The organism is Halorussus marinus, assembly GCF_004765795.1.
In the GTDB taxonomy this organism is placed as follows: Archaea; Halobacteriota; Halobacteria; order Halobacteriales; family Haladaptataceae; genus Halorussus; species Halorussus marinus.
The window spans coordinates 164,566-182,897 of the sequence record NZ_SBIV01000007.1 but is presented as its reverse complement, the minus strand read 5'-3'; the positions used below and the strand labels follow the sequence as shown (position 1 = coordinate 182,897).

Annotated in this window: 19 protein-coding genes and 1 pseudogene; 9 read left to right on the top strand and 11 right to left on the bottom strand. The window is 59.6% G+C overall.

The annotated features are described in order from the left end of the window. The first annotated feature begins 15 nt into the window (after positions 1-15). From EPY72_RS14785 to EPY72_RS14770, 4 genes are all read left to right on the top strand, one after another. Positions 16-618, top strand: coding sequence for an AsnC family transcriptional regulator (locus EPY72_RS14785; protein WP_004594609.1), 603 nt, complete (start codon positions 16-18; stop codon positions 616-618). A gap of 216 nt (positions 619-834) precedes the next feature. Further along, positions 835-1,458 carry an ABC transporter ATP-binding protein gene (locus tag EPY72_RS14780; RefSeq protein ID WP_004594610.1) on the top strand — a complete coding sequence of 208 codons (624 nt, stop codon included), beginning with the start codon at positions 835-837 and terminating at the stop codon, positions 1,456-1,458. Positions 1,459-1,585: 127 nt separating this feature from the next. Further along, entirely contained in the window at positions 1,586-2,188 is a 603-nt protein-coding gene (locus EPY72_RS14775) for an ABC transporter permease (RefSeq protein WP_004594611.1), read from the top strand. Then, positions 2,185-2,937: an ABC transporter permease gene (locus tag EPY72_RS14770; RefSeq protein WP_004594612.1), complete on the top strand. Its 753-nt coding sequence runs from the start codon at positions 2,185-2,187 to the stop codon at positions 2,935-2,937. Before EPY72_RS14775 ends, EPY72_RS14770 begins: the two co-directional genes overlap by 4 nt. Before the next feature lie 284 nt (positions 2,938-3,221). Here EPY72_RS14770 and EPY72_RS14765 read toward each other — a convergent pair whose 3' ends face one another. The 8 genes from EPY72_RS14765 to EPY72_RS14730 form a co-directional block, all read right to left on the bottom strand. Next, positions 3,222-3,968 (bottom strand): plastocyanin/azurin family copper-binding protein, encoded by a 747-nt coding sequence (locus EPY72_RS14765; RefSeq protein WP_004594613.1) that lies wholly within the window; start codon positions 3,966-3,968, stop codon positions 3,222-3,224. Positions 3,969-3,987: 19 nt separating this feature from the next. Further along, a complete protein-coding gene (locus tag EPY72_RS14760; RefSeq protein ID WP_004594614.1) occupies positions 3,988-4,296 on the bottom strand; it encodes a thioredoxin family protein in 309 nt (102 codons plus the stop codon). A gap of 123 nt (positions 4,297-4,419) precedes the next feature. After that, complete coding sequence (locus tag EPY72_RS14755; RefSeq protein ID WP_004594615.1) at positions 4,420-4,773, bottom strand: SHOCT domain-containing protein; 354 nt, start codon at positions 4,771-4,773, stop codon at positions 4,420-4,422. Between the two features lie 3 nt (positions 4,774-4,776). Beyond that, complete coding sequence (locus EPY72_RS14750) at positions 4,777-5,193, bottom strand: DUF302 domain-containing protein (RefSeq protein WP_004594616.1); 417 nt, start codon at positions 5,191-5,193, stop codon at positions 4,777-4,779. A gap of 95 nt (positions 5,194-5,288) precedes the next feature. Beyond that, positions 5,289-5,642, bottom strand: coding sequence for an SHOCT domain-containing protein (locus EPY72_RS14745; protein WP_004594617.1), 354 nt, complete (start codon positions 5,640-5,642; stop codon positions 5,289-5,291). A gap of 57 nt (positions 5,643-5,699) precedes the next feature. Beyond that, positions 5,700-6,020, bottom strand: coding sequence for a hypothetical protein (locus EPY72_RS14740; RefSeq protein WP_004594618.1), 321 nt, complete (start codon positions 6,018-6,020; stop codon positions 5,700-5,702). A 168-nt stretch (positions 6,021-6,188) separates the two neighbouring features. Next, on the bottom strand, positions 6,189-6,788 hold the full coding sequence (locus EPY72_RS14735) for a helix-turn-helix transcriptional regulator (RefSeq protein ID WP_135806939.1): 600 nt from the start codon (positions 6,786-6,788) through the stop codon (positions 6,189-6,191). A gap of 125 nt (positions 6,789-6,913) precedes the next feature. Beyond that, the gene (locus tag EPY72_RS14730; RefSeq protein WP_004594620.1) at positions 6,914-8,308 is read right to left on the bottom strand and encodes a permease; all 1,395 of its coding nucleotides are present in this window, start codon (positions 8,306-8,308) and stop codon (positions 6,914-6,916) included. A gap of 328 nt (positions 8,309-8,636) precedes the next feature. Here EPY72_RS14730 and EPY72_RS14725 point away from each other — a divergent pair, with 328 nt between their 5' ends. After that, entirely contained in the window at positions 8,637-10,103 is a 1,467-nt protein-coding gene (locus EPY72_RS14725) for an amidohydrolase family protein (protein WP_011222406.1), read from the top strand. A gap of 29 nt (positions 10,104-10,132) precedes the next feature. On the opposite strand, the gene EPY72_RS14720 is transcribed toward EPY72_RS14725, so the two are convergent. Next, on the bottom strand, positions 10,133-10,657 hold the full coding sequence (locus EPY72_RS14720; RefSeq protein WP_004048660.1) for an ArsR/SmtB family transcription factor: 525 nt from the start codon (positions 10,655-10,657) through the stop codon (positions 10,133-10,135). A gap of 201 nt (positions 10,658-10,858) precedes the next feature. Here EPY72_RS14720 and EPY72_RS14715 point away from each other — a divergent pair, with 201 nt between their 5' ends. From EPY72_RS14715 to EPY72_RS14705, 3 genes are read left to right on the top strand one after another with little or no spacing between them, the layout of a single operon-like run. After that, complete coding sequence (locus EPY72_RS14715; RefSeq protein WP_004594622.1) at positions 10,859-11,074, top strand: heavy-metal-associated domain-containing protein; 216 nt, start codon at positions 10,859-10,861, stop codon at positions 11,072-11,074. Positions 11,075-11,078: 4 nt separating this feature from the next. Further along, positions 11,079-12,998 (top strand): heavy metal translocating P-type ATPase, encoded by a 1,920-nt coding sequence (locus EPY72_RS14710; protein ID WP_004594624.1) that lies wholly within the window; start codon positions 11,079-11,081, stop codon positions 12,996-12,998. A 28-nt stretch (positions 12,999-13,026) separates the two neighbouring features. Next, entirely contained in the window at positions 13,027-13,680 is a 654-nt protein-coding gene (locus EPY72_RS14705) for a hypothetical protein (protein ID WP_135806938.1), read from the top strand. A 33-nt stretch (positions 13,681-13,713) separates the two neighbouring features. On the opposite strand, the gene EPY72_RS14700 is transcribed toward EPY72_RS14705, so the two are convergent. Further along, the gene (locus tag EPY72_RS14700) at positions 13,714-14,949 is read right to left on the bottom strand and encodes a phage integrase SAM-like domain-containing protein (protein ID WP_135806937.1); all 1,236 of its coding nucleotides are present in this window, start codon (positions 14,947-14,949) and stop codon (positions 13,714-13,716) included. A gap of 451 nt (positions 14,950-15,400) precedes the next feature. Continuing rightward, positions 15,401-17,075 (bottom strand): annotated as a pseudogene (locus EPY72_RS14695) (transposase). A gap of 98 nt (positions 17,076-17,173) precedes the next feature. Here EPY72_RS14695 and EPY72_RS14690 point away from each other — a divergent pair. Next, positions 17,174-18,184 carry a hypothetical protein gene (locus EPY72_RS14690; protein ID WP_135806936.1) on the top strand — a complete coding sequence of 337 codons (1,011 nt, stop codon included), beginning with the start codon at positions 17,174-17,176 and terminating at the stop codon, positions 18,182-18,184. The last annotated feature ends 148 nt before the right edge of the window (positions 18,185-18,332 follow it).

The window sequence follows — 18,332 nt, the reverse complement described above, 5'->3', positions numbered from 1 at the left end:
CCATTCCGCCTTTCGATGACCCAACCAGAACTTGACGACACGGATCGCGAAATCCTCCGTCTTTTAGCGGAGAACGCGAGACGACCCTACAGCACTATTGCTGAGGCTGTAAATCTTTCACCCCCGTCCGTTTCAGCACGCGTCCGTCAGTTGGAGCAAGAAGATGTCATTCGTCGATTCACCGTTGATCTCGACCTCACACAGTACGAAAACCGGATACACGTCATGGTACGCCTCCAGCCTGAGCTCGGAAAGACGGATTCTCTTCGAGAATCGATCCTCGAGACCCCAGCCGTAGAACACGTATTCACAACTGCGGAGGGCGAAATCGTAGCTGTTGCGACGCCGCCGCGGAATACAGTCGGAAACTGGGCGCAGCAATATCTACCACTGACTGACGTGCGGCGATACGACGTACAACTGCTGTCGAACGCTGCTCAATCAGCGTATGCCGAGGGGACTGAATCCGCACTCAAATGTGCAAATTGCGGAACCACTGTCGGTGAAGACGGACTAGCCACCCGTGTCGGTGGTTCACTCCAGCAGTTTTGCAGTGAGAACTGTGAAACAACGTATAGGGAACAGTATACAGAAAGTCAAGAGAAATCTGATGCTTAGAGTCTAGCATTAGCTGTATACTCAATTCCTGATTGCTTACGAGTTTGCTGCAAATAGTTTTGATTTGAAACAGTAATCGCAGTGAATTAGAAGCGTGTGTATACACCTATGGAAGCGTCCACAACCACCAAAGGAGAAGCTACAAGCAACAAGGTACTCGTCCGTGCTAATGAGATTGAAAAAACGTACGGATCGAGTTTTCCATTTACGCGGTCAGTGACCGTCCTCACCGATGCCGATCTCGAAATTCGGACGGGGGAAATCGTCGGGATCGTCGGCGCGAACGGGTCGGGCAAATCCACGCTCATGAACATCCTCGTCGGTGTCCTCGAACAGGATTCCGGAACAGTCGAACGGACGGGAACCGTTGGCTGGTGTCCACAGGAACCACTGCTTTACGACCGCTTGACGGTCGGAGAGACGTTCCGACTGTTCGGTTCCGGATACGGAATGACCGCCGAAGAAATCGACGAGGCCAAACACCGCTTGGCGTCGAAACTCGATTTCGAGCAGTACCTTGACTACCGAATCGACCAACTCAGTGGTGGAAACCGGCAGAAAATCAATCTCAGTATCGCCCTGATGCACGATCCGGACGTCCTCATGCTGGACGAGCCCTACACTGGATTCGACTGGGAAACGTATCTCACGTTCTGGGATCTCGCCGAGGAACTCGCTGCCGACGGAACAGCTGTCACGATGATTTCACACCTGATCGAAGAGCAAAGTCGTCTCGACCGCATCTATGAGGTTCGTGACGGACAGGTCTACGACGTGACTGACCAGGAAGGCGAGACTGATGCAACGGCCAGTGAACGGGGGGAAGAGACCGATGAATAGGGTTTGGACGGGGATTCGGGCGAACGTCTCCACCTTCCTCAGAACCCCCCTGAATGTTGTCCTAGCACTTCTCCTTCCGATTGTCGTTATCGAAGGCTGGGGACAAGCAATGGCTGGGTTACCAAGTATGCCGACGGTCGAGGCGATTCCGATCGAGCTAGGTCGCCTTCTCGGAGCGATATTCGGGGTCGCCATCATTGCCGGCCTGATGGGACTCGCGCAGATGATTAGTGCGCGTGCAGCCGATCGGCGACTCGTTCAGACAGGCTATCCACCCCGAACACTGCTTGCGACTCGATTAGCGGCGCTCGGAGGAGTGACCGTTGTCGTGGCTGCCGTAAACTACGGCGTTCTCTGGCTGACGATTTCACCGGGAGCCCCTGTCCTGACGTTCGTATTCCTCGTACTTGCCGGCCTCGTCTATGCGTTTCTTGGCGCACTCGTCGGGGCGCTCCTTCCACGACTGTTCGAAGGCTCGCTCGTCGTGGTGTTCCTTGCAATGATGGATGCGTTCCTCAGTGGCGACAGTCCGCTGGCCGCCGACGTTCCCGAGTTCGTGGAATACTTCCCGCTCTATCATCCAAAGGAACTCCTTCAGGAGGCGATGTTCCAAGGCACATATACGACGGGTGATCTCGGCTTCGTCGCCGGATACCTGCTAGTCCTGCTTGTACTCGTCACCGCAGTGTTCGGAGTGACGATGCGCACCAGTGGTGGGTGGTCCGCATGAGTCGTACGACAACGGCGTTCACAATCGGCATCAAAGAACAGGCGCGAAACTACGTCCTCGTCGCTCTACTGGTCGTCCTACCGGTCTCGTTCATCACGTTGGCGTTCGCAGTCACCCAGGACGTCGAGATGCCGGTTCGGACGCTCGTCGACGGTGAGACGGTGACGGTCATGCGAGGGATGCCTGAGGTCCACGGCGTGATTATGACGCCGATTACGAGCGCCCTCATCGCGGGACTCGCCGGGTTGTTCCTGATGCGAGAAGCCAAAGACACAGACGGTCGTCTGGCAGTCGCCGGCTATCGTGCACGACAGGTAATCACTGCCCGGTTTGGGGTCCTCGCAGCAATCACTCTCATCGTTACCGGCGTCTCAGTCGGCGTGATGCTCGTCGATTTCCAGCCTGAGCATCTCTGGTGGTTCGTCGCAGCGATGCTCGTCGTCTCGGTCACGTATGGTCTCATCGGGATGCTCGTCGGGGCCGTTTTCGACCGCCTAGCCGGGATGTGGCTAATGCTGATTCTCCCGATGCTCGATATCGGACTCTTCCAGGATCCGCTGTTCATCCAGTCCGAGCCCGAATGGTGGATGAAACTACTCCCCGGCTATTGGCCCGTCCGTGTGATGGTCGATACCGGACTCACAACGGACGTAGATACGACTCTCTCATTGGTGTGGGCTACTGGATACCTCCTCCTCGTAGCTGTCCTCACAATCGGCGTCTACTACCGAATTACACAGGAGAAGTAAGATCAGGCCAGTAGACTACTTACTCCGGTAACTGTAGGGGAGAAGACCCAAACAGCACTATATCCAGCTTCGCTCAATTGGATAGTTTGACTCGGATTTCACTACGACCGTCTGATCGGGCAAACGGTTCGGTGGACTCTGGTTGCTGCTGTGTCCCTCGTTCTCTGGGCACCGATGAGTGCGGCTTACGTTCCGCGGAGAAGTGCCGCGGCGTAGGAACAGGTCTTCGAAGGACTCCTGAGCGAGGGACCTCGGGCGTGTAGAAATGGCGACGACACCGCGCCTTACCGAGATGGATCTTCACTCCCAGTCTCCAACCGTTCACGACGCTTCTGGAACTCTTCTTCGTCGATCTCGCCTCGTGCGTAACGACGTTGGAGGGTTTCCATAGCGGAATCGTCACTCTCTGGAGGTGCATCGCCTCGACCCATTGCCCAGTAGAGGAAGCCGCCGACCAGCCCCAGCATCCCGAGTGCCCCGCCGACGAACGGCAGCCCACCGAACCATCCACCGTTCCGGCCGTGCATCATCCCTGGACCCATCATTCCGCCATCGGTACTCCCACTGCCGTCGACGTCCGAGCCGACGGCAACGGCGCCGTTCTGGACGATCGTTTCGCTGTCTGGGACCTCGCCGTCCGGGATCGGGCTGTCTTCAGCTGGACCGCCAGGGCTACCAACGACGATGCGACCGACCATGCCGACCGTCTTGTGAGGGATGCAGTAGTAGTCGTACGTTCCGGGCACCTCGAACGTGTGCTCGAAGCTCCCCTGCGAGATGGTCCCGCTGTCGAAGGCGGTGGCGTCGGCGGGAACGCGGTCCGGATAGGCCGTCGCCGAGTGAGCTCCGGCTGCTATCTCGAAGCGGACGGTCGTGCCAGGTTCGACGTGGAGCCCGATCGGGTCGAAGTAGTTGTTGCCCATCTTCACGACGGGCGTCTCCTGTGCGGCGACTGGTTGGGTGAATCCCGCACTCGCGACTGTGCCAGCACCGAGCGCTCCCAGGAACTGGCGTCTACTGTAGTCTGTCATTGTAGCTGGTTGGCTTCTGTTATCCACGGATGATGCTGGCGAGCCGGTTCGTGAGTCCGGGCGATTGCTGGCCGGCGCTCTCGATGGCAGCCTCCAATTCGTCCCGGTCGACGATGCCGATGAACTCGGCCGTCTGTTCCCCGTTTGCATACACGAGCGTCGTTGGCGTCTTTCGGACACCGTACTCCTCGGCCGTCTCCAGATCGGTCTGGATGTCGACCTCCCGGAACTCGACATCCGGATACGCATCTTCGATACCCTCGTTTTTCTCTCGCTGCGTTGCGCACGCTCCACAAGTCTCCTGTGTGAACAGGATAACTTCCGTCATAGTAGCTAGTATGGTCTTATGCTTTTAGCACACTTCTATTCACATCCGAAAGCTGTGAGGGTCACAGATTTCGGATTCCAAGGGGCCGGACGTGAGTAACGCCGGAGGTTGGTGGTCGGACCGTCACTCCGAGCGTTCGAGCTTGTTCCGACGCGCCTCGAACTCTTCCTCGGTGAGATCTCCGCGGGCGTATGCCATACGCAGCTCCTCCATTGCGGGATTCCGCGACGACTGCGATGCCGTCACGCGACGGAAGACGAGATATCCGCCACCGAGCAGGAGGAGGAGGAAGACCAGCTGGACGAGCATCCCGACGAGTGGCCACCAGCCGCTGGTCGTCCCGTATCCACCCATCATTCCACCGTATCCCATCATCCCGCCGAATCCCATCCCCATCGTGAGCAAGGGGAGGACGATGATCGCCCCGAGGATGAGGAGGACGATGGTTGTGGTGTCGAGTTGGTTTGATGATGTCATGGTTCAGATCTCGGTCGATGATTCGAGTTCGTCCGCGACGCTGGCGAGAACGCGTTCGAACCGGTCGTGGACCTCGTTCGCGATCGAGTCGAGTGCCTCGTTGTCGGCGATGCCGACGAGCTGTTGTGGGTCGACGGCACTCACCATGACCTCGCCGCCGTCGGTTTCGTAGACAATGACGTTACACGGGAGGAGTGCGCCGAGTTCGATCTCTTCGTTCAGGCCCTCGTGTGCCAGCCCCGGGTTGCACGCACCGAGGATGCAGTACTGTCGAAACTCCTCGCCGAGTTTCTCCTCGAGCGTCGCTTGGACGTCGATGTCACAGAGGACGCCGAATCCTTCGTCTTTGAGCGCCGCAATCGTCGTGTCGACGACGTCGTCGAACTCACCGGTGACTGAAGTCTGTATTGTGTATTCCATGAAGTATCATACCCCGTCTACGGGGTTAACGGTTGGGTGCCGCAACGGCGGCCGTTGGGAATATGATGTATCGGCTGGAACAGCAGCTGCTCCAGTCATCCGGTGCGTTCGAGCTGTTCTCGCCGCCGATCGAATTCGTCATCCGAGAGCTCTCCGCGGGCGTAGCGCTCACGGAGAACCGACAGCGACTGCTCTTCGTTCCCACCGGAGCCTCGATTGAGGAGCGCATAGACAATGTAGAGCGGAACGGCGATGAGGAGCCCCATCCAGAGGAACCCCCAGAGCCCCATCGCTCCACCGAAGAGGCCCCAGCCGCCCCCCATCATGCCGCCGCCGTAGCTCCCACTACCGTGGGCAACAGCCGGTCCAGTCGCCGCAACTAGCAGCGGGACGGCGAGGATCGCGAGTCGCCGAGCAGTGCGTCCGATGTGAGTGGTGAGTTGCGTCATTATCTTGCGTTGGTGAGTTGTGGTGTTCGATTGGAGCGATCGAAACGGCCAGAGCCGTCAGCAGTGGCCCTGCCCGTACATCCCGCCGTTGTAGCCGTCGTCAGCCCCGTCGTGGTATTCCCCGTCAGCCATGTCCTGGGCCATCTCGTCGACGGTCACACCCATGTGCGACTCCATCCACTCGACGCTACCCGGGCCCATGTGTTCGGTCATCTGTGCCTCCATCCAAGTGGCCCATTCATCTGCGGTGGCATTGTCCGTAGGCGCGTCGTCAGCGGTCGTTGCGTTGTCGTGTGCGCTGACTGCCGGTGCGGCGAACGCGAGTCCGACAATCGCGAGCGCCACGAGCAGCCACCGGCCGAGTTTGAAGTTGGTCATTGTCTCTCTCCTCGGTTACTCGTAGGCCTGCTCGGGAGTTATCGACATGGGTGTGAATCCATACAGGAGAACGTTCGAGAACGTCTATAACATCTTCTAACCGTTTTGCTCGAGGGAGACCGTTCATACCTACGGAATTCGAGAGGGAGAGCGCCCGATAGATAGCGACTATTTTCCCGGTTGTTGCTGCCGAAGGTCATCACTCGGATACACACGATAGGTCCGACCCTGTCGTTCCCGATACAGCAGACCTCGCTCCTCGAGTGAACTCACGGTCTGGCTTACTTTACTCTTCGAGAACTCAGATCGATCCCGAAGTTCAATCTGCGTGATTCCGGGGGAGTTCAGGACGGGTTCGAGGACGCGTCGTTCATCATCCGGTAAGAGATCGAGAACGCGTGCTTGGGGGTCCGATTCAGGATTGATAGACGTCGCCGGTGCAGCGTCATCATCCATCGACGTAGCTGTTGCCGCCGATGTCTGTGCAGGATCGACAGGCACCGTTGTGTCGGCCACTTCTGGATCGGTGAGTTCTCCCCGGACCACGTAATAGACGCCACCGATAACGCCAGCAACCAGCAGGGTTCCAACCACGTACCAGAGGGGGTCTGGGCCGTGCATCGTTCCCATAGATGAACCCATCATTGACCCCATCGATTGCTCGATAGCCCGACGCTGTTGATAGGCCCGCCAACTGAGTACCCCGCCGGCCAGGAGAACGAACCCGAGAAGCACACCGACGACAGTATCTGCTCGACGGCGATTCATATGACAGCCCCGAGTTGCGGGATTTGACTATTCATACCGTCTATTTGAGCGCAGTAGGTGTGACAATTGCGGATTGAAACTGTGATGATGAACCCCATCACAGCGGATGAACCACAGTGCGATCATCAGTGGTCATGATCGTGATCGTGGCTCGATATTTGCGGGCTTTGATTAGTAAATTCCGTTGGTTCTTCTTCGAACGTACGCTTGCATTTCTTTGAGCAAAAATAGTACGTCGTCCCATCGTGGGACGCACTCGGGCCCTCATCGTCGGTTCGCATCCCGCACACCGGATCTCGATACTGACCTGGTGCGCCGAGTCCCCGCCGGTAGACATACAGAAGGAACCCGGAGAGCGCAAAGGCGATAATATTGAGGTAGAACGTGTAGTTGAGCTCGAAGTACGTCTGTTCAGTCGCCGTCTCGCCGCCCGCCAGATCTGGAACGATACCCAGCGCGTCGAACAGCAGCTCCATGAGGAAGCCGGTGAACGCCATCGTGACGAAGAAGACGCCGAGGATGTACAGCATCACCTTCCAGCCGTAGTACTTCCGGTAGACGTTCAGGACGGGCACGGTGATGAGGTCGGCGTAGACGAACGCGATGATCCCGGCGAAGCTGACGCCACCACCCCAGAGCGCGACGGCGAACGGGACGTTGCCCATACTGCCGACGAAACTGAGGACGGCGATGATGACGCCCATGACGGCGTTCTCGGCAGTCACGAGCAGGCCGTCGCCCTGAATGAACAGCGTGTTCCACACCCACTGCGGGACGAAGACGATGACGAACCCAGAAATAAGGAAGCCGGCGACGATGTCTTTCCAGATCATCGACCACTCCTTGCGGTACTGATTCCCGACCTTGTACCAGCCACCCCACGACAGCAACTCGTCACGCCACCCGCCGCTACTCGACGTCTCCTGGCGATAGGTCTCCATACAGCCCTCCGAGCAGAATTTGAGCGTCTCACCGCCGTCGGTCGTGAGCGTGTACTCGTCTTTCCCCTCCATCCCGCAGGTGGGATCTTCCGTGACGCCCGCCTGGCGGTCGCGCTCGTTGAGCTTCTCGCGGACTTCGTTAAACAGGTTTTCGGGAAGCGTGAGGTGGACGATGGCGGCCATGACGGCGATGAGAATCAGGCCGCCGAGCAGTTCCGCGACGAGGAACTCCCAGCCAAGCAGGATGAGAATCATCAGCCCTAGTTCGACGATGAGGTTCGTCGACGCGAACATGAACGCGAGGAAGTTCACCGCGTGCGCCCCCTTCTTGAACAGGCCCTTCCCGATGGCGACGGCGCCGAAACTACAGCCACTGCTTGCTGCTCCGAACACAGTCGCCTTGGTAAGTCCAGTTAGATCGCCCTCACCCAGCACCTGTGCCATCCGCTCCTTCGAGACGTAGACCTGGACCAGACTCGTAATCGTGAGGCCCATGATGATCGCCCACGCCGCCGTCCAGAGAAATCCGACACCGATACGAAGGGATTCAAGAACTCCGTCGATTATCGTCGCCTGCATAGGTGTATCATTGTAGGGATCATCTATTGCGGTTTTGATTAGAATATACTGCCTATGAGGGTATCAGTACTATGGCATCGTAACCGTCGGCCATAGATGATCTATCGTGAAGAGGGGAAAACATTGCAAACCTCCACAAGCTCCACGGAATCCGACTTCAGATTCAAAAGGGGAATCTGATTAAATCACGCCGACGTATTAGAGGCTAATGGGACCAGTAGAGACCGATGATATCCCAAATGAGGGGAACACCACCTGGAAGAACAGCCTTCGCCGGCCTGCTCGGTTGTCCAGTACGGTAACTGTCACATCCACTTCCTAATTTACGATGGCTGTCGATCTGGCAATCCATGATGCACTCGTTCTCACAGCCGACGAGCGGAACCGCCTGTACGAGCGCGGCACAGTATGCATCACCGATGGCTGTATCGAAGAAGTCCGACCATCACGTGCAGGAGACGGAGAATTAGAAGCGTCCACCGTTATCGACGGGAACGGGAAACTGGTGATGCCGGGGTTGGTGAACGCCCACACGCACTTGGAGATGACACCGCTCATCGGTGCGTTTAGCGAACTCGAGCTGACGGAGATGCTTGGGAGTGGGACGGCCTTGTTTAACAGATTAGGGAACGGCGAATTCGAGTACCTCGTCGAGGCAGGCGTCGAGCTCGCAGCGCTCAATTTCCTCTTGGGCGGTGTCACGACCGTGAACTCGATGGACGCACGGCCTGCCGCAGGTGCAGAGGCGTTCGGGGAAGCAGGGCTCCGCGGATTTTTCGGCCCGGCGATCTCGGACCTCTTCTGGGACCAACCAGTCGATCAGCAGTTCTCCCGTGCTCGCGAGTTCGTCGAAACGTACCACGACACGTACGACGGCCGAATCAGGGCGACGATCTGCCCGCACGACGACTGGTCGTGTACCCGGCAGCTGTGGGAACGGACCGCATCCCTCGCCGCAGAGTATCCGGACCTGCTCGTCCACACGCACTTGCTCGAACTCGAGGAGAGTAACACGATGGCACGAGCGAACGGTGGCGAGGACTCGGTAGGATTGCTCGACGACGTTGGACTCCTGGACGACCGACTGGTCGCTGCTCACTTCCGCCTCGGCGACGAAGAGGACATCCAGCGAACCGCCGAGGCGGACGCGGCTGTTGCGCACTGCCCGTCCGTCTTCTGTTACTGGAATCCGGACGGGGAGACGCAGTGGACGCCCGTTCCCGAGCTTCGAGCCGCCGGCGTCGACGTCGGAGTAGGGATTGACGACCACTACTGGCACGACTCGTACAGCATGTTCGGTGAAGCGCGGCAAGCTCGGCTGGCGGCAAATCTCAAGCGTTCAGCCGGGCAGTTCGACTCGATGGAACTGATACGAATGCTCACTATCGAGGGCGCACGCGCGCTGGGGATGGGCGACGAGATCGGCAGTATCGAAGCGGGAAAGCGCGCGGATATTATCCTCCTCGACGTCGACAAACCGAAGTTCACGCCACTGACCAACGTTCCCGCACACGTCGTGAACAACGCGGTCCCGGCCGACGTCGAGACAGTGATCGTTGACGGCGACGTCGTCCTCCGGAATGGTGTGCCCGAGACAATGGACTCGGACGACGTGCGACAGCGAGTAAATCAGGCTGTCGAACGCTTCATGGACGAGACAGGCTGGGAGTTAGACATTGGTGGTAGTGAACCGCCGACCAGCATCGAGACTGTACGGGACCTCCCAAAGCGTGGCCCTGCGCGACTCCTGACTCGCCTCGCGATGCAATCCGCGCGTGATCGGTTCTCCTTCTAAGACCCTGCCAGCGTAGGGGTGGTTCCCCCTCAGGAATTTCTGTGGGCGCGAACGAACGCACGTCGCAGGACGGTCAGAAGAACGTACGTCTCGTACTTCTGGGTCTGGCAGTGCTCGCAGGGCTGCATATCCTCGACGATCTCCTCAATAGCGTCGTCGTACTCGTCGGTGAGCGTAGTGAGCGCGTCCGTGATCTGGGGCTGGGCAGCGTCGATCATCTCCTCGACGGCGGCGTCGGCCGAATCTGGTAGTGAGTACGAGAGGACGATCGTGTTCGCGTGGTAGTACTTCGTCGTCCCACCACGCCCCTCCTCGAAGCGAACGACGTCGACGAGGCCCGCATCCCGGAGCTCGTTGATGTGATGGCGGACCGTGTTCTCCGTCCGGTCGATGCCGCGATCGTCGAGGCGTTCGTGGACCTCGGTCGCAGTTAGGGCTTCCTCGGACAGAATGTCGAGGACCATCGCCCGCATCGGCTCGTCGATGGCGTCCGAAATCCGAGTGTCTCGCACCGCGATGTCGTCGAGACGGTGGTCGGTATCGGAATCACTCATACGAGGACTGAGCGCGAGCACGCGGGAAAAGGTAGCGGGGCAGGAGTCGGGTAGGTGTCTGTCGAGGTATCCAGTACAGGATGGACCCGCGATAGCGAAAGCCCTAGACGACCCGTTTGACTGTTCCAACGACTCGTATCCGAATTCAAACATATCATATAAAAAATACTTATTGAGGTACGGGCACTATCTCAAACTGTAATGAGCGACACAACCCAATTCCGCGTCCTCGACTTCGACTGCCCGACCTGCGCGAGTACCGTCGAACGCGCCCTGTCGAACGTCGACGGCGTCCAGCACGTCGAAGTCCACTACGCGACCGGCCGCGTCGAGATCGAGTACGACGACAGCGTCGCTGACCCCGACGCCTTCGCAGAGACCATCGAAAACCAGGGGTACACTCCCCAGCCCGCCTAACACTATGAACAAACAATCGATCACGCAGTACTACCGGAACCACCGGAAGGCCATCGTCACGGCGACAAGCGGCCTGCTGTACGGCGGTGGCTGGAGTCTCGGCTACCTCACGAGTTTCGAGATGGCAAGCGCCGCCATCCTCGTCCTCGCGACGGTCGTGGGTGGCTACGACATCGCCAAGACCGCTTACCACGAGGTCACCAACCGGACGCTCGGCATCAAGACGCTGGTGACGCTGGCCGCCATCGGTGCTATCGTCATCGGGGAGTACTGGGAAGCCGCCGCCGTCGTCTTCCTGTTCAGCCTTGGCAGCTACCTCGAAGGCCGGACGATGCGGAAGACCCGGACGGCACTTCAGGAGCTACTGGAGATGACGCCCGACACGGCGACCGTCCGTCGCGACGGGACACTCCAAAAGGTCTCCGCCCGCGATGTCGAAGAGGGCGAAGTCGTCGTCGTAAAGCCGGGCGGGAAGATCCCGGTCGACGGAACCGTCGTCGACGGCGAGAGCGCAGTCAACCAGGCGCCGGTCACCGGCGAGAGCGCGCCCGTCCACAAGGCCGACAGCGACGAGGTGTACGCCGGGACGGTCAACCAGGAGGGCGCGCTAGAAATCCGGACGACGGGAGCGGGATCGGATACGACTCTCGAACGGATCATCCGTCGCGTCGAGGAGGCCCAGGAGGCTCAGTCGCCCACGGAGAGTCTCATCGACCGGTTCGCGAAGTACTACACGCCGGCCGTCATTGCCCTGGCTATCGGCGCGTACGCGGTCACGCAGAACGCGATCCTGTCGCTGACGCTGCTGGTCATCGGCTGTCCGGGCGCGCTGGTCATCGGGCCACCGGTCAGCATCGTCTCGGCCATCGGTAACGCCGCCCGGTCGGGCGTGCTGATGAAGGGCGGCGAACACCTCGAACGCGCCGGCAAGATCGATCTCGTCGCCTTCGACAAGACGGGGACGCTCACGAAGGGCGAGACCACCGTCTCCGGTATCGAGGGGTTCGGCGTCGCCGCCGCCGACGTCCTCTCGCTCGCAGCGACCGCCGAGAAGAAGAGCGAACACCACCTCGCGGACGCCATCGTCGACATGGCCCGCGAACGCCAGACGGCTGCGACGGACGGTGGAGCGACGGTCGCCCAAGCGGACGATACGGACGTGGGGCGCAGGTCGGTCCCCGATCCCGACGACTTCGACGTGGTCGCCGGCAAGGGCGTCATCGCCCATGCCGATGGCCAGGAAGTCGTCGTCGGCAACCGCGCGCTGCTGGACGACCGCGACGTCGATGTCCCCGATCGGGTCGCCGACTACGTCCGCGAGCGTGAGGGGCGCGGCGAGACAGTCGTCCACGTCGTTCGGGACGGGGACATCATCGGCGCGATTGCGATGCGGGACGAGCTCCGGGAGGCCGCTCCTGGGGTCGTCGCGGCGCTCCAAGACGCTGGCATCGAGACGGTGATGCTCACCGGCGACAACGAGCGGACGGCCGCTGCCGTTGCCGAGGAGGTCGGTATCGACGAGTACCGTGCCGAACTCCTCCCCGAGGACAAGCAGTCCGTCATCGAGGGCTACCAGGCCGACGGCCACGTCGTCGCGATGGTCGGCGACGGCATCAACGACGCGCCATCGCTGGCCACTGCCGATGTCGGCATCGCGATGGGTGCTGCGGGAACGGACACCGCTATCGAAACGGCTGACATGGCGTTGATGGCCGACGACCTCGAACGCATCCCGTACGCGGTCAAACTCAGCAAGGCGACGCGCTGGAACGTCCTCGAGAACGTCGGGCTCGCGGTGCTGACCGTGACCGTCCTCCTCGCGGGCGTGCTCACCAGCTACGTCACCCTCGCGTCGGGAATGCTGGTCCACGAGGCCAGCGTCCTCCTCGTCATCCTCAACGGGATGCGACTGCTCCGCTACTGACCACGAGACACGATCACAACCACAACTCATGACATCGAATTCGACTGCGACTGACACGACCCAGACGAGAACCAATTGGCAGGTCGACTACGACGCCGACCCGATCGAAATCCGCGACCCCGTCGCGGAGGCCCTCGGCGTCCTCAAACCGGGCGAGCCGTTCGTCGTCACCTACCGGGACGCGGTGAAAGAAGCCGGACACTCCTGTCCGACAGCCTCGGGTGCCTATCGGATCGTCCAGCTCGGGCTCGACGCCCTGTATCCCGACGACTATCCAGTCCGGAGCGAAATCGAGGTCCAGACGGCCGGCCCGCAGGACGATGCCGCGTACGGCGTGATGAGCCGCATCATCTCGTACGTGACTGGCGCGACCGGCGATGACGGATTCAGCGGGCTCGCCGGCGGCTATGGCGGCCGCCGCGACCTCCTGCGCTTCGACGCGTTCGACCCGGACACGGCGGACCCGACGTTCCGGTTCCGGCGAACCGACACGGACGAGACCGTCGAAGTGACCTACCACGTCAGCGACGTTCCTGACGGTGGACCCGCAATCGGGAACCTCCAAGGGATTCTCGACGAATCGGCAACTGACCAGCAACGAGAGGCTTTCGCTGACGCCTGGCACCGCCGGGTACAGGTCGTCCTCAGCGACGACTCGCTGTTCACCGTCGACGCGGTGTGAACGCGACGGTCTACCCCTCTCACTCGAAATAAGTTACTGCGGTACACTATCGATCTCCTCAAGGGCCTCAGTAGCGACATCACCTAACTCACCAGCCTCGATATGCGAGTACCGCTCACGAACCATCTCCTCAGAATTATCGAGATATCGGGCCGCCACAGTATATCCGAATGCCCGGACCAGAACCTCGCCCATGCCACGACGGCCACCGTGCGGAGCAAGATAATCGTGTTTCGGATGGTCGATGTCGATCTCCGCGGCCTCCGAGAGTCGTTGGAGAATCGACCGTGCGCCGTCCGTCGTGATCGACGGCGGCCGAATGTCCACATCGAGCGCCAGCAGCAGGTCGCGAGCGTACTCCGCACGGCGTTCAATGATTGCTTCTGGGCGTTCCCCTCGTTCGGCGAGGTTTTCCCGGACGAGCCCTGCGAGCGTCCGTTGGTCGAACGTCGGAAACACCGGCCAGCGCTCCGTTGGTGGGTCCATCAACTGGCGATAGCTTCGCAACGGCGAGATCACCGGATCGGGAAGGCTCGCGGCATCCCATTGCTGTTTCTTCCGGTAGACGTCCATACTCCCGTCGTCGACGGAGAGGTCCTCCCAGCGGACGCCGCGCCGGCGCGGGTCGTTCGGATCGCGGAGGAGTTCGCCAACGCGGACGGCGGTGTACGCGAGGACAAACACCAGCGCCCGGTCACGAGCCGCCTTCAACGCCGCGTAGCGTGCTCGCTGCTTGTCGAGGGGATCAGTATCCTCCGGGAGTGTCGTGTACGCCTCGACGGCGTCGCGGGCCCGTTCGTCGACGTGACGGGTGAGGGCGTGGCGCTGTTCGGACGTCCAGGCCTGCTGGTCGCCGGGCTTGCGACCGTCGTCCTCCGGCAGCGGCGCCATCGCACTCGCTCGCTGCGCGTAGTGGGCCTCAAGATATCCCTCGTTGACGCACCAGCCACACCACGCAGAGATATAGCGGTAATAGGTTTGTACCGTGTTCTGCTTGAGTCCCCGATCTCCACCGAGATGCCGGGCATACTCCCGGAACACGCGTTCGTCGAGATCGTCGAAGGTCGGCTCCCGGTCGACGTCGTCGGGGACGATCCCGGTCCAGTCGTCGGCGCCGCGGTCGCCGGCGGCCCACTCGGCGAACCGTTCGAGCTCGCGTGCAGCGTTACGTCGATAGTTCCCACCGTCGCCGCCGCGGCCTTTCCCCTTGTCTTGGAGGTAGCGCTCGTAGCTGTCGTCGAGCGGCGTCGAAAGCGCTCGGTCAGGCATTCACCGGCCCTCCACCGTCCTGCGGGCCCGGTCTCGGTGCCTCTACCCCGGGGGAAGCGCCGTCGTGAGGCGGTTGCAGCATTCGTGCTTCACCGACGGCGGCGGGGTACTTCAAAGTGGTCGTGATTACGGGCATAATCAGGACCACTTGTTGTTTTCGAGCCATCGGGAGAATTCGGGGGTCTAGAGTCTCTTAGCGCCGGAACTCCGCACTTCAGTATATTGTATATCGTATATCGCTATACAAAATCTCGGTCGTTGGGAAGTTGAGACTATAGGCGGTTTAGCGCGGCTGTGATGCGTTGTTTCTGACGAATTAGGGAGCGGGAACTGCTTCAAATCTCCTCTCGTGTGCGTCTTCCTGTCGAACTATCGACTAGATCGTGGTTTTCTGAGACTCTCGATAGCGTTGCCACTCAGAAATCTGCGCTGACCCAGACCGAGGACCCTACTATCCGATACCTGTCTCCTTCTTCAGCAGCGTCAGTGTGTTATCGGCCGTCACGACCGGCACGTGCTCGTACTCGCCGTTCAGTTCGACCTGCACAAGCAGATCGACCGCTCGCCAAATCGAGTAGAGCAGACATGCGAACGCGAAGTAGAAGAACCGCAACCCGAAATTCTTCGACGTCGTCGCCCCCATGAACCGCTTTATCGACCTGTAGCCGCTCTCGATCTCCCATCGATACCCGTACTCAGTAAGGTGCCCACTCCCGCAATTCGTCATGAACACCGAGTACTGCCGGTGGTCGTCGTGCTCGGAATCTTCTTTCCGACGGTAGATCAGCGTCGTCTCGTGCCATTCGTTCTTGCCGAGGTGGAGCTTCCGGTCGGTTTCGTAGCGGTCTTGATCACGTCGAAGCAATCGTTTGGCCTGGGCTTTCTCGCTGGTCTGCATCCGCTTGGGAACGACATACGACAGGCCACGCTGGCTGAGCATCTCCAAGACGTGCTGACTGTCGAACTCCCGGTCCATCAGCACGTTATCGACATGAACAGCCGCCTCTGCCGAATCCAAGAGGTCCTCGACGATTTCCTTGCGCGTATCTCCTTTGCGCACTGGCCGCGCGTCTAACACGATTGGAACAGCATTCCCGACCAGTTGGACTGTCGCCCACTGGTAGGCATACTCGTCGGTTTTCTCCTTCGTCCCAATAATCTCGTCTTCGTGGCCGACTCGATCGCCGGTGAACGGGTCGGACTCGGTAATATCGATGGCTACGATACCAGCTCGGAAGAACTCTTCAGTCTCTGCCACCCGGTCCAGCAGTCGTCCCACCACCTGTCGATACATCTCTCGAATCTGTTCGGTTGAGAGATCACGGATATGCTCGCGATGCGCGTGGCCGAGCGGTGTCCGCTCCCTATTGGACTCGTGGATGAAACTGCGAGCGCCCTCGTTGACGGCGAGATTCTCGCGGAGCCCCAGATACGTCTGGAGGGCCCAGTAGGCGTTCTCGTGGATCTCACAGCCCTCGCCACGGTCCAGTGAGAACGCCGGAAAGCAACGTGGCCCACGTGTTCAGTGACCGTCTCCGCCTGTTTTAGCACGGTCTGATCGCTAGGGTCCGGTCCCTTACTCCTGTCACCGTGGTTGCGGCTCTGTCGTTCTGGCTCGCGCGGCACTGCGACCCCGGCGTTCTGGGCTTTGATGAGAATCGTTCGAGCTGCGGTCTCGACCGTGTCGCAGAGATAATCTGTGAAACGCTGGTGCCAGCTGCGCCACAGTGTTGACTGGTTCGGCACCGACTCCAAGCCCATCTGTTCGCTGAGATTTGGGTGTTGGATGAGGTACTCGACGAGTGCGGTTTCGTGGTCCCAACCGTAGATTTCTTTCAGCAGGAACAGGCGAAACAGCGTCTCCATCTCGTAGCTTGTTGAACCTGCGTAGTAGTCGTGGGCATCAAACCGGACGTAGCAAGCGGTAACGAGTGGACGAATGATTCGATTGCTTCGTGTTCGTCCCGCTTGAACCACGCTTCTGCGACGACGCGCACATCCGATTCTAGCGCCGGGAGTGAGGTGCGATCGAACAGCGGCGTAGAATCGTACGCTGGCCAGTCGACATACGACTGTTGAGCAATCTGTTGGAAGACAGCGCGGCGAGACTCGCGATCCGTAGTCACTACCAGATACTGGCCGTGACATGCTCAAGAATCCCTCTAACTGTTGAGTACAGAGCATCAACAGAAGACATATACCACTACCATTGGGGGGCAAAAATATGGAACAGCCCTCCCGAAGACAGGTTATCTCGGCCCTCTATGCAGGTGGTGGTGCCCTCCTCGCTGGTTGTACGTCCGGGCCAAAAGAATCGAATGATACGAACGAAACCGACACAACGACGACAGGAGATGGTGAAACGACGCCCTCTGGAACGAACCAATCGGTTCCGGACCTTCCCGAGGATACCACCTCAGACGCGTGCCCACCGTTCGATGGCACCGAACAGGTCGTCTGTTACGAGGCAGTTGATCCCGAGGAGGTGCCAATTGTACTCGTTCCAGATGTCCAAACAGTTCAACCGGATCAGCCGAGCGAATTCACACTCAGAAACCAGAGCGAACAGCGGTTCGAGACCAATTTCTATCACTGGCAACTGTACAAACGCGTCGACGGCGACTGGTACTATACCGCGCCCCAGTTCTGGCCGGAACCACTAACGCCGCTGGAGTCTGGCGACGAGCACACTTGGACCGTAACGATAGAAACCGGTCGCGTCAGTGACGGCGACGATATCAAACGTGTAGAGGGAACAGAATCACTGACGATTACCGGCCTTGGCGGCGGTCACTACGCGTTCGGGACTGACGGATGGTTCGCGACCAGCTCCCACAAGGAGAGTATCGCGCTCGCGTCAGGATTCGAGTTGAACGCCGACCCGCTTCAGTTAGTGCCGACGGAGGCAGTCACAGAGACGGAATGGGACGGCGATACGCTCATCGCACGTTCGACGTGCGGCGAACCCGATGGGGAAACTGACCAACGGGATACATACATTCTCGAACGAATTGACGACTCCACGACTGACGCAGAGCAGATAATCATTGAGCAGGTCGTTCGCAATGAACAACTGCGTGACGCCATCGCTCTAAGCAAAAAACACGATGCCAGTCAGGTACATCTAAAAGAGTTCAGCCGTTCGATACCGCCATTCAGACTTCAAGATACTCGCACGTACGCATTCCAAGGAGACCGCTACAGGGTGACGGCAATCGAAGGAGGATCTTCGTAGTATCGGGATAGACAATCTATGGCTCAAATCGTATGCATTGAGACGGCCGATCTCAACTACTGTCAGGCCGTGGAAGTTGAGACTACGGCGGGTTTATCGGGGCTGTAATGCGTGAATCCGGCCGATTCGGTCAGCGGGAACTGCCCCA

What these genes read in the sequence shown, in the direction of transcription:
- EPY72_RS14690 (WP_135806936.1), top strand. Translation starts at nt 17,174, where the DNA reads ATGGAACAGCCCTCCCGAAGACAGGTTATCTCGGCCCTCTATGCAGGT.
- EPY72_RS14700 (WP_135806937.1), bottom strand. Translation starts at nt 14,949, where the DNA reads ATGCCTGACCGAGCGCTTTCGACGCCGCTCGACGACAGCTACGAGCGC.
- EPY72_RS14745 (WP_004594617.1), bottom strand. Translation starts at nt 5,642, where the DNA reads ATGACGCAACTCACCACTCACATCGGACGCACTGCTCGGCGACTCGCG.
- EPY72_RS14725 (WP_011222406.1), top strand. Translation starts at nt 8,637, where the DNA reads ATGGCTGTCGATCTGGCAATCCATGATGCACTCGTTCTCACAGCCGAC.
- EPY72_RS14785 (WP_004594609.1), top strand. Translation starts at nt 16, where the DNA reads ATGACCCAACCAGAACTTGACGACACGGATCGCGAAATCCTCCGTCTT.
- EPY72_RS14735 (WP_135806939.1), bottom strand. Translation starts at nt 6,788, where the DNA reads ATGAATCGCCGTCGAGCAGATACTGTCGTCGGTGTGCTTCTCGGGTTC.
- EPY72_RS14755 (WP_004594615.1), bottom strand. Translation starts at nt 4,773, where the DNA reads ATGACATCATCAAACCAACTCGACACCACAACCATCGTCCTCCTCATC.
- EPY72_RS14705 (WP_135806938.1), top strand. Translation starts at nt 13,027, where the DNA reads ATGACATCGAATTCGACTGCGACTGACACGACCCAGACGAGAACCAAT.
- EPY72_RS14710 (WP_004594624.1), top strand. Translation starts at nt 11,079, where the DNA reads ATGAACAAACAATCGATCACGCAGTACTACCGGAACCACCGGAAGGCC.
- EPY72_RS14715 (WP_004594622.1), top strand. Translation starts at nt 10,859, where the DNA reads ATGAGCGACACAACCCAATTCCGCGTCCTCGACTTCGACTGCCCGACC.
- EPY72_RS14730 (WP_004594620.1), bottom strand. Translation starts at nt 8,308, where the DNA reads ATGCAGGCGACGATAATCGACGGAGTTCTTGAATCCCTTCGTATCGGT.
- EPY72_RS14765 (WP_004594613.1), bottom strand. Translation starts at nt 3,968, where the DNA reads ATGACAGACTACAGTAGACGCCAGTTCCTGGGAGCGCTCGGTGCTGGC.
- EPY72_RS14775 (WP_004594611.1), top strand. Translation starts at nt 1,586, where the DNA reads ATGCCGACGGTCGAGGCGATTCCGATCGAGCTAGGTCGCCTTCTCGGA.
- EPY72_RS14760 (WP_004594614.1), bottom strand. Translation starts at nt 4,296, where the DNA reads ATGACGGAAGTTATCCTGTTCACACAGGAGACTTGTGGAGCGTGCGCA.
- EPY72_RS14750 (WP_004594616.1), bottom strand. Translation starts at nt 5,193, where the DNA reads ATGGAATACACAATACAGACTTCAGTCACCGGTGAGTTCGACGACGTC.
- EPY72_RS14720 (WP_004048660.1), bottom strand. Translation starts at nt 10,657, where the DNA reads ATGAGTGATTCCGATACCGACCACCGTCTCGACGACATCGCGGTGCGA.
- EPY72_RS14740 (WP_004594618.1), bottom strand. Translation starts at nt 6,020, where the DNA reads ATGACCAACTTCAAACTCGGCCGGTGGCTGCTCGTGGCGCTCGCGATT.
- EPY72_RS14770 (WP_004594612.1), top strand. Translation starts at nt 2,185, where the DNA reads ATGAGTCGTACGACAACGGCGTTCACAATCGGCATCAAAGAACAGGCG.